Below are 12761 nucleotides of genomic sequence, written 5' to 3'. Positions count from 1 at the left end.
GTTTTCGGGGCTTCGGCGGCTTTATGGGGCTACGCTGAAATTATCCGGGTTACACCTGCTGCGTAACCCGAGCGTAACCCGTGGAGGTCCACGATGAGCAGCAACGTGAATTTCACTCAAGTAGCGCTAAATGGCCTGCCGCTACCCGCGCCTGGGGAGCGTGCCGTTTATCATGATTTTGGTGGGTCGCAGTCGGTTTCCGGGTTGGAGGTGCGCGTCACCAGCACCGGCGTCAAGACCTTCAGCGTTTTCAAACGGGTCGCGGGTGGAAAGCCTGAGCGCGTCACAATCGGCAAGTTCCCCGAGGTATCAATTGACCAGGCGAGAAAGAAGGCCAAGGCAATCATCGCTGATTTGGCCGCCGGGGTAAGTCCCAGCGAAACCAAGCGCGAAGCTCGGGTGCAGGGTATGACCCTGGCCGAAGCCATGACCCGCTATATAGAAGAACAGACCCGCGAGGATAACGGCATGCACCTCAAGGCGCGCACCAGGTCCGACTACCTGGGCATGATCCAGCCGTCGCGGCAAACCGCGAAGGGCAAGGCGACCAAGGGCGGGCTGCTGCGCAAGCTGGCCAACAAGCCGATTCGCGCCATCGCCGCCTATGAGATAAAGGCCGTGAACGATGAAAACAAGGCGCAGCGCGGCGAACGCCAGGCGACCTATGCAATGCAGGTGTTGCGGGCCGTGCTGAACTTCTATGGCGTCAAGGTCAAGAACGGCCCGTTCGATAAGGAAACACCCAAGGCCAACCGCATCACGACCCCGAAGACGCAGGCCAGCGAGGATGCACCGGTGGAGGCGCTGCTGGAGAACCTTGGGGCGTTCTGGAGGGCGTTGGGCGCCGTGCAGACGCCCACGGGCGACTACCTGCGGTTCCTGCTGTTGACCGGCTGCCGCCCTGGCGAGCCGCTGCGCGTGCCGGTCGCTGACTGCAACATGGCAGCCGGGAAGGTACTACTGCGCGATACCAAGACCCGCACCGATCACGTGCTGTTGCTGTCACGGCAGGGGCTGGAAATCGTGCAACGGCAAGTTGAGGGCAGAGCACCGACCGAGCGCTTGTTTCCGATCACCAACGTCGAAGCGCACCAGCTGGCCCACGAACTGTCGGCCACTACCGCTTTAACCTTCACACCTAAAAACCTGCGCGCCACGTTCACGTCGATTGCCAGCGAGCTGGTAAGTGTCAACGTCTATAAACGAATAATGAATCGTGGGAAGAAAAACGATACAGACGATAAACACTATATAAAAATTCTCGAAGCGCAGATGCGCGAGGGCTGGCAAAAGGTCGCCGATCATATCGAGGCCACTGCCGCCGATAATGTTATCCCGATATCAGTTGAATTAAGCTAAATCAAAAAGGCCCTCTGTGAAGGGCCTTTTTATTATCCCGACAAATGGTAAAAGCCGGTTAACGGAAAGCGGGGCTTAGAGTTTTCAAGGGGTTGTAGAGGGCCTTGTATCACGCTTGTATTTTAACGCTACAGAACTTGAAGGTCCGTCCATTTGATATCCAGTAGTGCCGGATATAGTCTGATTTTGTAGTCAGTCATTCGCTGTCGCGAGGTTTCCGATGAACGAGAAATTCAATACCGAACAGGCCGCCGAATACCTGGGTCTTAAACCCGGAACGCTGAATATCTGGCGTTGCACGAAAGTTTCACCGGCGCCCGCGTACATTAAAATGGGGACAAAGGTTTATTACCTTAAGAAAGACCTGGATGCGTACATTGAAAGTCAAACTGTGCGGGCTTGAGAAGCCGTGCGACTGGCTGACGAATAAAGAAAAACCGACCTTGGGGTGGGGCAAGGTCGGTTCAAGTGAGAGCAACTTTTAGGAAGTACACCGGGAACGCAGGGGTTCAATCAGCAGCACCGAGTGGTAGTTTCAATATAAACCCCCTTGGTGTTACTTGGCAACATCAGGGGATAGTTACACATGACCATTGACGATGTGTTCGACCATATCAGTCCGCTCAAGCGCTGGGTTCCATTTAAACTGGTCTTCAATCCAAAGCGCGGTAAGCATGACAAGGTGCCAGACAACGGGCGCCATGGCTTATCCACCGCTGACCCAATGGACTGGCGCCCACTGCTGGAAGCGATCAAGACCGCCAAGGAAGGGTTCGGCCTGTCCGGTGTAGGCCTTGTCATGACTGGCGGTATCGAGGTCGATGGGTTCACGTTGGTTGGCTTTGACTTCGATGGCATAGATGAAGACAAATTTGAACTGCCCTTCGAGACGTACACCGAGTGGTCGCCCTCCGGCAAGGGTGCGCGTGCTTTCGCTTGGGCACCGTCGAGCTGGTGTAAGCAGTTTCAGGATTCAGCCGACACGCATCCGCCATTCTGCGAGCACGCCGAAATTTATATCGGCACAGCACCGCGCTTCCTGACCGTCACCTTCAATGTTATCCAGCAGCTTGAGTTCAAGGAGCTGGATGACGATGACTTAAAAGCCATCGTCTCGTGGGGCATGAAACTCCATATCGAAAAGGTCGAGGCGCCCATTGCACCGGACACGGCGGGTAAGCCCGTAGACTTCGCCCGCGTCCGGCTTACTGATGACCAGAAGCAATTGGTTGACGGCACATTCAAGGGCGACAAGTCCAAGACCATGCAGGGTCTTATCATCCGTCTTATGGATAGCGGCCTGTCTAATGAAGACATCTTTGCTACGTTGGTGCGGACGCCTAACTTGTGGGCTTATCTGCTGTCCCACCGCAGTGAGGATGAAACCAAGGCGCTCAAGTTCGCGCATGACGAAATAACCAAGGCCTACGCCCTGTCCATGAGGGGCAAGCGCGAAGCTTTGACCGCCTATAACGAAAACTGGAAGCCGACCACGAACGCGGTGTCAAAAGATTCCGAAACAGTAGTCTATCCGGCCCCTTTCCCCGGCGTCATGTCCGAGGCGGTTACAGCGGCCTTGGAAGTAGCGCACAAGCCGCAACCCCAACTGGCCATGCTGTCGGTGCTGATCGCCTCGGCAGCGCTGTGTGGCAGCTTCTACGCCCTTGCCAGCGGCTGCCGGTTAAATCTATACGGCATCGGCGTATTGCCGACCGCCGGAGGCAAGAATCAGCCACAGCAGCAGACTAAAAAATTCGCCGCGTTGGGCAACGTAAAAATTATCAGCGCGCCCGCATCCGGTGAAGCGTTGGAAGATGATCTGCTCAGTCACATCGGAACTTATTGTGTCGTCGATGAAATCGGCCACCTGCTGGCATTAACGAACGCAAGGGACGCAAAACCATGGCACGTTTCATTAATGCGCAAAATACTTGATCTATATGCAGCCGGAGCAGATGACAATTACTACCAGCGCGGCAAAGCAGGCAAGCCGGGGCGTGCCATTCCTAATCCGGCACTAAATATTATTGGCTTCACCACGCCGGGGGTGCTGGCACAGGCCCTTACCCTGGCCGATATCGAAAACGGTCTGTACGGACGCTTGCTCTGGGTGGTCAGTGATGACATCCCGAAAAACCGCCGTATCAGAAAGCCATTCGTGATGCCTAAATCGTTTAGCAGTGCTGCCACACGGATAAAAGTCAATCTGGCGAGTAGCAATTTAGCGAACGGTGCGCCAGTTTTAGTCGATATCCACCCCAACGCCGACGCACTGCTTGACACCCTCAACGATGAGTTCGATCTGATCGGTCGTGGTGTCGGTGCGCCGCACGAAAGGGCACTCTGCGCCCGCTCATTGGAGAACGTTGAGCATATTTCGGGCGTGCTTGCCGTGCTCAATGACCCGGATAAGCCGGTGATTACCACGGCGCATGTGGAGTGGGCGGCGCAGTTCGTGCGGGCATCCAATAAGGCTGTACTCGGCTACGTCGAGAGCGAGCTACACAGCGGGGGCGAACAGAAGAATGCGGCGCTCCTGCTAAAGATGATCGGTGACGGGGAAACCAAACCGAGAAGCACCAGCGAAGTTGCTGCCTGCAAGGCCGGATGGACGCCACGCTCAGCGTTGTTGCGTCGGTCGAAAATGGGAGCAGATCGGGAATTTGAACCGGCCATTCGGCTTCTGGTGAAGCGCGGTGAAGTCGTGGAATGGGAGTTTGGCGCATCGAAACTCCAGGTGCTGAGGCTCAAGGGCGATGACGAATAGGGGGCTTACACCGGCGGGGTCGTTCCGCCCGTTCCGGTCCCGTTCCGGGAACGCTGGAAGGCCCGTGGTAGAGGGGATAGATAGGTATAAATACACACATTCCCCCTCTCTACACACAGCTCTTTTTTTATGGGGTTTTTATGGGTTTTTTAATTATTTTTAACCTATTTTGGGGTCATCTGTGTGTGTATTCGTGAGAAGGGCGGAACGGTGAAAAAATCCTCAAGCAGCCCTTGCCCTGTGTGGCTTTCAGCGTTCCCGGAACGAGGGGGCGTTCCGGTGGGAACGACCACTTTTGGAGGTGAAATCGTGAAACCAAAAATGATGGTGCATGGCAGCTACGCCCGGACCGTTTCCAATCCTACCGAAGTCGAGCGTTTGTTGGCCGCTGGGTGGCTGCTGGCGCAGCCGAAACCGAAGACGGCAATGGCAGCCCGGATGCGTACGCTGCGCGCTCGCCGAAGGGCTGAGGGTTGGACTGTTTTCACGCTTTGGGCGAGCGGCGAAGACGCTGATGCTATCAGGGCCGCCCAGCGCCCCGGCGAGACCCTGGTGGAGATGATAATTCGTTTAGCGCGCAAACAAAGTTTGCTCTAACGAATTTGTATGGTGGGCATACAGGATTAGAAAACGGCCAGCATCATTAGTGGAAGGCTGTAACCCGCAAACTATGAGGCCTGGGAGAATGAAAGATCACCTGATGCTTGAGTTCTATAAATCTCAAACCAGCTTCGACGATGATGTTTTTGCGAACTGGTGCGCCTGGTGCGTCGATCATGCTGAGCCGCATGGTTCCTACAGCGAGTTCGTGGGGCGCCTGTCCCGTTGCCACATCGCGCAGTTGCGGGTGAGAAATTCCAGGTCCGGCCACCTACCGGCCCTGCAAATCGGCCAGCCAAAAATACTCAAAACGGATCAATGATCCGCTGTTTTTACCCGTGAAAGCACCATGCTAGAGCGGATACACCGTTTTGGGGTTACAACTGGGGCACAGCACAGGTGCAAATACTGGATGTTTATACAAATTTCGGGAAAGCCCTGGAAGCGCCAGAAGCGTCCAGAATTGCGCTGGTGAAGCGACAAGGCGACCCGGTAGGGTATGGGTAGGAAAGGCCAGAAACGCGCTAGGATCGAACAGGGCGACCTGCTGGCAGCCTGATTGGAGGATTTCCGATGCAAAGCACCACAGCACCATCCACCGCCTACGACGATGCCCAGCTGGCCCGCCGCCTGCCGCCTGACCTGCTGCGCACTGTGCTGGCCTACGAGGACGAGTTGCAGCGGCTCCAGGCTCAGCAACCTACTCCAGACACGGCGAAGATCGAAGCCAAGAAGAAGCGTGCTAACCACGCCGGGGCCTACAAGGTCATGCGTCTGGAAGCCGCCGTTCTAGACTTGGTGCACGACCATCGCCCGCAACTGGAGAAATGGACCGGCAGCCGCCGTAGTCGTGCCGAGTGGGCGAAGAAACAGATACAGGCCAAAGATGGATATGTACCCGGTTGGCGCTACATTGATAATTTTCTAAAAACACTGTCACTCTAATTACGGAACAGCAGTGTATTAACCAAGCCTCCATTAACAACCGTCCCGCGAAGTGCTGCAATAGCTCCAACACATACCAGTTGGAGTACCCGCAAGTGTCCAGATCCGATGTTGCGACCGAACGCCGCCAGCCCATAATCACCCTCGCACCGAAAGATGTGCGGGTGCGCGAATCTGCCGGTAATGAGTTTCGTATCATTGTCCCCGCCGGTGTGCCGGTAGAACGCCTGAGCGAAAGCTCTTTTTACGCCGTGGTAGCCCATCAGTTCAACTCGTTCGACGAATTGATCCTCATTGACGCGGCTCGCACGTACTGGGCTCGATACCTCGTACTTCAGGCAGGTCGCGGGTATTGCGAACTGCACCAACTTTCATTCGTCAAACTGCCTGCGATGTTGTGTGCCGTCGGTGAGAGGCTACCGTCCAACCATCGCTTGGTGTACACCGGCCCCGAGACTCTCTGGAGTGCTGTTCGCAATAGTGATGGGGTCGTAATTATCCAGAACGCCAGGACGCAGGAGGATTGTCTTGAACAACTTCTGCAACACGCGAGCTTGCGACCATGAACACCGAAAATATCAATCGGCACGTTCAAGCTGTGGCTATTCAGTTCATATCCTATCGCGGCCCCATAAATTCTATGTCCAACTACGTCGCGGCCTCGATGGGTGATACCGCGCCCGAGATTGATCAACTGGCCCACTACCTGCGCAAACCAGAAACCCACGAAGAGCTGTTAAGGTGGGATGTCGGCATCTGGCGCAATACGGCCGGTGACTGGTCATTAGTCTCTTTAGCTGCACCATCCTCAATCGAGCAGATGCGTTATCGCCTGGAACATTTCCCAACATCTAACACGCAATGCCGATGGTGTTTGCAGGACGCCAAGCGCTTGACGCACATCGAGCTTATCCCTGAAAAAGATATCCACGGCAATCCGGTGGATAACTCGTGGCTGCATAAAAATTGCATGCGCCCGTGGCTGACCATGCGTAATCAGGTCGCGCGTGCGCAAACAGCACCTTCGAAGGAGAGCCTCCTGTGAAACTTCCATTGCCAACGTATAAACACACCCTAAACTCCTATCTGCTTGTTGAGGCCGTCGTCATGTTCGTAAATAAAATTGACGAAGCTATTAAAAGTTTGATCGCCGAAGAAAACATGCGCTTCCATGGTAAGAACCACATGATTCAGATGATCATGCACCGGGCTGGACTTTTTATGTGCGAAGAGAGTTACAAAGATGTCGAGCGCTATTTAGGGGATGAAGGCGCCGACGCCCTCTTACGTGATTTTGGTGTAGATCATGAGTAACGATATCGACCTCTACGCCCCCGGTGATATTCAGCCCTACGACCCCGGCCAGCCTGTGCTGGCGCCCCTTTCACCGGCGCCTGATACTTGGGGCCGCGATGATATTTTAACGCCACAGGAAATCGCCAATTACCAAGGTCAAAGTGGCCCCACTCTATTCGGTGCTGCGCTCCCACCTGGAACTACGTCACAGCAAATAAACGCTATCCTCGGTGAGTTGGGGGGCGTCTACATGGCAGACTTCGCCAAGCTGGGCTATCCATCACATTTAGTTCAAGCGGCCATTGCGTTTATCACAGCCAACGCCACCAAGGCGCCGACCAAAGTACGGCGGAATCACAGTTTTAAACTGCCATCGACCGAAACTGGTGACTGGCTCGCCGAGTCCTTTGCTAATCATCTACAGACCCTTAGCGGCACGCTGCAAGAACGCCAGCGGTTCTTAGACGCCAGTCTCCAGTGGCTGGCCCTGGCAAACAAGAAGCTCGGCGCAACGCAAACCCAGGTTGGAAGGCAGGCACACGGAAGTGAACCCCGCTCTACTGAAGCGATGCTAGCTCAGTTGTCAGATGCTGATTACAACAAAGTGATCAAGATCAATGAGCAGGCATTGGCTAATGCCATGCAGACTCTCCAGCAGCGGTGGGGTGAGTTCACCTATTTACAGAACATCGCTATTGCGCAACGCTATCTCGATTCCCTGCCCGCAAAAGATCAGGCTTATTTTGACCAGTTCACGAATGTGAACGGTGTGGACTGGGTTCACTTAAGGAATACCGCGGATTTTATAATTTCTATGTTTGATGCCGCTACCGGAGCGCACAATATTCCGAAATCAGGCGGGGCTGTGCAAGCCGAAATAAACCAGATCGAAAGCTTAATGCGCACACCAGCTACCAGGCGCGCCTATATGAATGATCCACAACTGCAAGGTCGTCTGCGTACGCTTTACGAGATACGTGATCAGGAGAAATAAAATGGCATATTCATCTACCAACCCAGCCCGTGTCGCCGCTGCGTTCGGACTCACGGATGCCAAACAAGTTTTCCTGTACGAATCCACTCACGCGCATGCTGCCATCGAGTCGACAGCGGGATTTTTCATCGGCTGTGGCTTCGGTTCACCATCAGCATCCTGTGTCGGCATGAAGGTTGGCGATCTGTTGGTGAACGTCAACCATAGTACCGCAGGCAGCTCTGCTATCACCTGGCACCGGGTTACATCGCTGACTACTTCCACAGGTTTTAACAGTCCGATCACTCCCATCTTGTCGGTCGCGAGTAGCTGAGGTAAGTCATGAACAGCAAACTTTCTTTGATCGCCAGGCAAGTGGAAAGGCGAGAACAGCAGCAGGCCCCGGCACCTGTGGAAACTTCGGGCATTGGCGGTGCCATCGAAGCCGTGATCGAGCGGATGGTGGAAGAGCGTGTCGCGGCTGCCCTTGCAGAACAGCGGCGCCAGCTTGAGTTCAACAAGCCCAAACCCGTCACTGACTACAGAGACCTGCCGCCGATACCACGGACGCGGGCGCCCAAGTCCATGGAATGTCAGCTCTACCGTGACGAACTGCGCCGGGTCAATAGAATCTCAATTGGTACCATGGAATTCGTCGTCCAGCGAAACGAAGTCGGGCAAGTTGTTCGGATGGTGCCAGCAGACATCGCGCCGCTGCCGCCTGCTGCGCCACCGGCAGATATCAACCGAGGGGCATGAGCATGGCTACCGTGACCTTCAGCAGCACCGATTCCGTCTCAGAGGCCCTAGCCGTCAAGCTGGCGCTATCGCTGTGGCTAGCCAGTCAGCCACGTCCCGAGTCTGCACCACCGGCCAGTGGGCATTGTAAGTACGATGAAGCAGGCAACCTGCGCACGCTGACCGTGACCTTGGGGGAGTGAGCATGGCCACGCGCGGACGCCCGCCAGGATCGCCAAAGATCGGCGGCCGGGTGAAAGGAAAGTCAATCGACAAAGGTGAGCGCCAGTTGGTCACGAGCCAGATGGCGGGCGACATCATGGTGGTGTATGAGCAGCTTGGCGGCGCCGAGTGGCTGCTCAAGTTCGCCAAGGCCAACCCCAAGGAATTCATCCAGCAAGGCCTGAGCCGCCTGTTTCCAGCTCCACAGCGTGGGGACGACCCTGATGTGCAGGTCAACGTACAGACCAACGTCGTGACAGATTTTGAAGCGGCCCAACGGATCGCCTTCGTATTAGCGAAAGCCGCCTATGAGCAGGAACAGCTGCCACCCGCAATCGAAGCGGTACGCGTGACGAGTGCACGCGCAACGCCTGAACCCGCCCCACCGGTGGCACAGCCGGAAATGTCGCCCCAGGAGGCTTGTCGCTGGGGGGCGCTAGACCGGCCGAACCCGTCTCCAGAGTCAGAAGGCCTGGACCCCGCACGCAAACGCTGGGTCGAGGAACTGCCCCTCACCCCCGAGGAAAGGGCCGACAATGCTCTTACCCGAGAGACCCGCGAATGCAGCCTCGAAACGTACCGTGGCAGCAGCGCCGAGCAGTGCGACGCCCCCCGTCGACCGTCATCGTGCCAGCCATCCCCCGGCGAGCGGTGCCGAGCATTGAGCCGTCGCGGGCGTGACTTGCTGTAGCCTCTAGTCAAACGACCAACGGTAGTGCCTCTGTGCAGGTGAGCACCTATAGTACCCCCATAAAAAGGAGGCTGACATGAAAGTCCCACTGTCAGAAAATGCGAAGCTTATGCTGGCGGATCCTAAAGCCGTTCGGGAGTTTATGACTGCCATTATTGCCCAGGATGACGCGCCCTTAGATAAGCCTATTGAAATCCCACCAATCACAGTGCGCGCCAGTGAAAAACAGAACTTTAAAATAAAGCTTGAGAAGGTGGATTAGAGGCGCCTAAATCCACCTTCTCAAGCAAATAAAGAAGACTGGAAATGGAAATCGCACTGCCGGCGATTATAATATTCCTCCTAGTCTCACCAGGATTTATTTTTCGCGCACAGTTCAAAAGAGCGGAGCGTGAGACTTTCGACTACTCACCATTTGGAAGAGTTGTAGGGCAAGCTTTCCTTTGGACCGTGGTTCTGCATATTCTGTGGCTAATAATAACGTGGTGGTTGCTTCATTCCACGATCGACATAAAAATACTAATGAGGCTACTCTCGTCAACGCATCAAGAATCTTCATTTGACGCCGTGTCTAAAGACGTTATTAGAATTGCATCGTACTTTTTAAGTTTGTATCTTTTCTGCTGGGCTGTCCCTCCACTTCTTCGCAAAAGTATCATTAAGTACCGCCTAGATCGAAAAGATTATTGGTTTAGCTGGCTTCGCATGGATGCCCCTTGGTATTACTTGCTACAAGGTGCTGACCTAAAGAAAAAGCCGGACGTCATAGCGATCTCAGCCATAGTAAATGTCGGTGACAAACCAATTCTATATTATGGGGTGCTGGTCGATTACATAGTAGATAGACATAACGGAGAGCTGAACAGGCTAATTTTAAGTGGCGCATTTCGGTGGGAGCTAGATAAATTTGACAAGGCCAATACGACTCAAGACAAAATGATGATAAGCGAGCCTATAGATGGTAACTATCTTGTAATTAGTTACGACGAAACAATAACGCTAAACATAAAATATCTGCAAGAAACCACAGATACTGACCTGACGCCCGATCCAGGCAACGCCGACGCCCAGCCTGATTAGTGATCACACCCAATCCAGCCACAACGGGCCTCCAGGGCAGGCGCCTAGGCCTGCCCCCGCTGTGACGCCTGGACCGCCACGGCAGTGATCAGCTCAGCGGCCCATCACTCAGCCTGAATACGTGCCCATTCGTTGGCATATTGCTCGGCCTCGTTAACGCAGTCTTGGCACAGCGCGGCGTCGTAGTACGCCTCATTGCTCAAGGCTTCAACCAATGCTCTCCCTTCAAGTGTGACTGCACACTCGTTGTGGTATCCGCCCGGATTCTCCACGCCGTCGCACGGGCGAGACAGGAAAGGCTGCACCACCTTTTGTTGGAGGGCAGACAGCTGATCGTAACCCTTGTCGACCGCCAGCTGGGCTATACCTCGGACCTTTTGGTCCTCGTCATCCAAGCTGCCATTTTTGAGGAGAATTTCTAACACTTTCTGCTCAACGCTCATGTGAATCTCCATGAAAATTTGAAGCACCTGCCGCAGCAGTAGAAGCCAAACGATACCACCGCGTCGCACCGGATCGGAAGGCGACGCAGGGGCTATTTTGTGCCAGGACAACATTACCCAAAAACAAAGCTTTGCTAACCTTTACGTCTGAGGGCAAGCGGGTTTGCAATACCGAGCAAGATGTATTGGAGTGCCCAAATAGGCACCATGAGAATTGCCGATATCAACCATACGTCGTGGTGGAAACCCCCCCGGTCAAACATATTGAAAATATGTGTTGCGATGGCTGCCAGCCAAAAAACGATCAGTGTCCTTCGGACTATCTCTTTCATCCTGTCCTCCGCGTCGGATTGGCTGGCGTCCCCAATGAGCGCAGCAGGTCGAGACGCTACCGTTTCGCCAGTATTCTGTCCACCGACCCGACAGGTGGCGGATGTGACCCCGACGTAACCCCGGCCAGAAACGACAAAGGCCTACATCGCTGTAGGCCTTTGTTTTGTATCAAATTCTTGACTGTTTCGGGCATAAAAAAACCGGACACCAGGTCCGGTTCTTGAAATTCTGGGTTCAGGCAGCGGTAAATTCGACGGGGTAGGGCAGGGCTGCCTGGCTGACCTGAAGCTCGGTCAGGGTCTCGCGGACCACCTGCTTGGCCACGCAGGCGCATTTCCCACACTGGCTGGCGACATTGGTGGCGGCTCGCACTTCCTTGTAACTGCAGCATCCTTCATAGATCGCATCGCGGATCTGTCCGTCGGTAACGCCGACACAAAGACACACATACATAAGGGCTGACCATCGCTGGTTGGGTCGATGGGTTGGAGCTTAATGGTAATGAGAATGCTTGTCAAAGATCTTTCTGAGAGGGCTGTGCTTGAGCGACCGGTGGTCGCTTTGTCGACGGAGTCGGCCTGTCACGAGAAGCCGTGTATGATGGTCGGCCTTTGTTGGATGTCGGGCAAGCTCGTCTGGCCCGGCAAACGGTTTTTCACCCTCATCAGGAGATTACAATGAGCGTACTCGTTGGTAAGAAAGCCCCCGATTTCACCGTTCCGGCCGTGCTGGGCAATGGCGAGATCGTCGATAGCTTCAACCTGGCCTCGGCCATCAAGGGCAAGTACGGCCTGGTGTTCTTCTACCCGCTGGACTTCACCTTCGTCTGCCCGTCCGAGCTGATCGCCCTGGACAACCGCATCCCTGACTTCCAGGCGCGCAACGTGGAAGTGATCGGCGTGTCGATCGACTCGCACTTCACCCACAACGCCTGGCGTAACACCCCGGTCAACAACGGCGGCATCGGTCAGGTGAAGTACACCCTGGCTGCCGACATGACCCACGAAATCTGCAAAGCCTACGACGTCGAGTCCGAAGGCGGCGTGGCCTTCCGTGGTGCCTTCCTGATCGATACCAACGGTGTTGTCCGTTCGCAGATCGTCAACGACCTGCCACTGGGTCGTAACATGGACGAGCTGCTGCGTCTGGTTGACGCTCTGCAGTTCCACGAAGAGCACGGCGAAGTGTGCCCTGCCAACTGGAAAAAAGGCGACAAGGGCATGAACGCTTCGCCTGAAGGCGTTGCTGCCTACCTGAGCGAGAACGCTGGCAAGCTGTAATTGCTGCGTGCATGAAAAAACCGGCCTTCGTGGC

At 55.0% G+C, this 12761-nt stretch carries 19 protein-coding genes; 17 read left to right on the top strand and 2 right to left on the bottom strand.

Annotation, left to right across the window (positions count from 1 at the left end; all coding sequences use genetic code 11):
- Positions 1–93 precede the first annotated feature (93 nt).
- From N5D53_RS11010 to N5D53_RS10935, 16 genes are all read left to right on the top strand, one after another.
- Complete coding sequence (locus tag N5D53_RS11010) at positions 94–1359, top strand: integrase family protein (protein ID WP_279840306.1); 1266 nt, start codon at positions 94–96, stop codon at positions 1357–1359.
- Positions 1360–1579: 220 nt separating this feature from the next.
- A complete protein-coding gene (locus N5D53_RS11005) occupies positions 1580–1762 on the top strand; it encodes a helix-turn-helix domain-containing protein (RefSeq protein WP_279840305.1) in 183 nt (60 codons plus the stop codon).
- A 183-nt stretch (positions 1763–1945) separates the two neighbouring features.
- Positions 1946–4126 (top strand): DUF3987 domain-containing protein, encoded by a 2181-nt coding sequence (locus N5D53_RS11000; protein WP_279840304.1) that lies wholly within the window; start codon positions 1946–1948, stop codon positions 4124–4126.
- 309 nt (positions 4127–4435) lie between these two features.
- Positions 4436–4723 carry a hypothetical protein gene (locus tag N5D53_RS10995; RefSeq protein ID WP_279840303.1) on the top strand — a complete coding sequence of 96 codons (288 nt, stop codon included), beginning with the start codon at positions 4436–4438 and terminating at the stop codon, positions 4721–4723.
- Positions 4724–4811: 88 nt separating this feature from the next.
- Entirely contained in the window at positions 4812–5048 is a 237-nt protein-coding gene (locus N5D53_RS10990; protein ID WP_279840302.1) for a hypothetical protein, read from the top strand.
- A gap of 251 nt (positions 5049–5299) precedes the next feature.
- Positions 5300–5671, top strand: a complete 372-nt coding sequence (locus N5D53_RS10985) for a hypothetical protein (protein WP_279840301.1) — start codon at positions 5300–5302, stop codon at positions 5669–5671.
- 95 nt (positions 5672–5766) lie between these two features.
- A complete protein-coding gene (locus N5D53_RS10980; protein WP_279840299.1) occupies positions 5767–6237 on the top strand; it encodes a hypothetical protein in 471 nt (156 codons plus the stop codon).
- Positions 6234–6716, top strand: coding sequence for a hypothetical protein (locus N5D53_RS10975; protein WP_279840297.1), 483 nt, complete (start codon positions 6234–6236; stop codon positions 6714–6716). Before N5D53_RS10980 ends, N5D53_RS10975 begins: the two co-directional genes overlap by 4 nt.
- Positions 6713–6985 (top strand): hypothetical protein, encoded by a 273-nt coding sequence (locus tag N5D53_RS10970; RefSeq protein ID WP_279840295.1) that lies wholly within the window; start codon positions 6713–6715, stop codon positions 6983–6985. The genes N5D53_RS10975 and N5D53_RS10970 overlap by 4 nt, the downstream gene beginning before the upstream one ends.
- Positions 6978–7961 (top strand): hypothetical protein, encoded by a 984-nt coding sequence (locus tag N5D53_RS10965; protein WP_279840293.1) that lies wholly within the window; start codon positions 6978–6980, stop codon positions 7959–7961. The genes N5D53_RS10970 and N5D53_RS10965 overlap by 8 nt, the downstream gene beginning before the upstream one ends.
- A 1-nt stretch (position 7962) precedes the next feature.
- On the top strand, positions 7963–8274 hold the full coding sequence (locus N5D53_RS10960; RefSeq protein ID WP_279840292.1) for a hypothetical protein: 312 nt from the start codon (positions 7963–7965) through the stop codon (positions 8272–8274).
- An 8-nt stretch (positions 8275–8282) separates the two neighbouring features.
- The gene (locus tag N5D53_RS10955) at positions 8283–8699 is read left to right on the top strand and encodes a hypothetical protein (RefSeq protein ID WP_279840290.1); all 417 of its coding nucleotides are present in this window, start codon (positions 8283–8285) and stop codon (positions 8697–8699) included.
- A gap of 2 nt (positions 8700–8701) precedes the next feature.
- A complete protein-coding gene (locus N5D53_RS10950) occupies positions 8702–8881 on the top strand; it encodes a hypothetical protein (protein ID WP_279840288.1) in 180 nt (59 codons plus the stop codon).
- A gap of 50 nt (positions 8882–8931) precedes the next feature.
- On the top strand, positions 8932–9591 hold the full coding sequence (locus N5D53_RS10945; protein WP_279840287.1) for a hypothetical protein: 660 nt from the start codon (positions 8932–8934) through the stop codon (positions 9589–9591).
- Between the two features lie 76 nt (positions 9592–9667).
- On the top strand, positions 9668–9853 hold the full coding sequence (locus N5D53_RS10940) for a hypothetical protein (protein ID WP_279840285.1): 186 nt from the start codon (positions 9668–9670) through the stop codon (positions 9851–9853).
- A gap of 44 nt (positions 9854–9897) precedes the next feature.
- On the top strand, positions 9898–10671 hold the full coding sequence (locus N5D53_RS10935) for a hypothetical protein (RefSeq protein ID WP_279840284.1): 774 nt from the start codon (positions 9898–9900) through the stop codon (positions 10669–10671).
- Between the two features lie 104 nt (positions 10672–10775).
- Here the strand turns inward: N5D53_RS10935 and N5D53_RS10930 are convergent, their stop codons facing one another.
- Positions 10776–11114, bottom strand: coding sequence for a hypothetical protein (locus N5D53_RS10930; protein WP_279840282.1), 339 nt, complete (start codon positions 11112–11114; stop codon positions 10776–10778).
- Between the two features lie 567 nt (positions 11115–11681).
- Entirely contained in the window at positions 11682–11900 is a 219-nt protein-coding gene (locus tag N5D53_RS10925; RefSeq protein ID WP_003254947.1) for a bacterioferritin-associated ferredoxin, read from the bottom strand.
- A gap of 224 nt (positions 11901–12124) precedes the next feature.
- Between N5D53_RS10925 and N5D53_RS10920 the strand changes: the two genes are divergently transcribed.
- Positions 12125–12727 (top strand): peroxiredoxin, encoded by a 603-nt coding sequence (locus tag N5D53_RS10920; RefSeq protein WP_003254945.1) that lies wholly within the window; start codon positions 12125–12127, stop codon positions 12725–12727.
- Positions 12728–12761 lie beyond the last annotated feature (34 nt).

Source organism: Pseudomonas sp. GD03862 (assembly GCF_029840855.1).
Classification (GTDB): domain Bacteria; phylum Pseudomonadota; class Gammaproteobacteria; order Pseudomonadales; family Pseudomonadaceae; genus Aquipseudomonas; species Aquipseudomonas alloputida.
The sequence above is the reverse complement of the archived record's forward strand: the minus strand, read 5'-3'. Positions and strand labels throughout refer to the sequence as shown.

Coding starts and splice junctions, on each gene's coding strand:
- N5D53_RS10965 (WP_279840293.1), top strand. CDS start 6,978: ATGAGTAACGATATCGACCTCTACGCCCCCGGTGATATTCAGCCCTAC.
- N5D53_RS10935 (WP_279840284.1), top strand. CDS start 9,898: ATGGAAATCGCACTGCCGGCGATTATAATATTCCTCCTAGTCTCACCA.
- N5D53_RS10990 (WP_279840302.1), top strand. CDS start 4,812: ATGAAAGATCACCTGATGCTTGAGTTCTATAAATCTCAAACCAGCTTC.
- N5D53_RS10950 (WP_279840288.1), top strand. CDS start 8,702: ATGGCTACCGTGACCTTCAGCAGCACCGATTCCGTCTCAGAGGCCCTA.
- N5D53_RS10955 (WP_279840290.1), top strand. CDS start 8,283: ATGAACAGCAAACTTTCTTTGATCGCCAGGCAAGTGGAAAGGCGAGAA.
- N5D53_RS10920 (WP_003254945.1), top strand. CDS start 12,125: ATGAGCGTACTCGTTGGTAAGAAAGCCCCCGATTTCACCGTTCCGGCC.
- N5D53_RS10985 (WP_279840301.1), top strand. CDS start 5,300: ATGCAAAGCACCACAGCACCATCCACCGCCTACGACGATGCCCAGCTG.
- N5D53_RS10975 (WP_279840297.1), top strand. CDS start 6,234: ATGAACACCGAAAATATCAATCGGCACGTTCAAGCTGTGGCTATTCAG.
- N5D53_RS10960 (WP_279840292.1), top strand. CDS start 7,963: ATGGCATATTCATCTACCAACCCAGCCCGTGTCGCCGCTGCGTTCGGA.
- N5D53_RS10925 (WP_003254947.1), bottom strand. CDS start 11,900: ATGTATGTGTGTCTTTGTGTCGGCGTTACCGACGGACAGATCCGCGAT.
- N5D53_RS10930 (WP_279840282.1), bottom strand. CDS start 11,114: ATGAGCGTTGAGCAGAAAGTGTTAGAAATTCTCCTCAAAAATGGCAGC.
- N5D53_RS10940 (WP_279840285.1), top strand. CDS start 9,668: ATGAAAGTCCCACTGTCAGAAAATGCGAAGCTTATGCTGGCGGATCCT.
- N5D53_RS11000 (WP_279840304.1), top strand. CDS start 1,946: ATGACCATTGACGATGTGTTCGACCATATCAGTCCGCTCAAGCGCTGG.
- N5D53_RS11005 (WP_279840305.1), top strand. CDS start 1,580: ATGAACGAGAAATTCAATACCGAACAGGCCGCCGAATACCTGGGTCTT.
- N5D53_RS11010 (WP_279840306.1), top strand. CDS start 94: ATGAGCAGCAACGTGAATTTCACTCAAGTAGCGCTAAATGGCCTGCCG.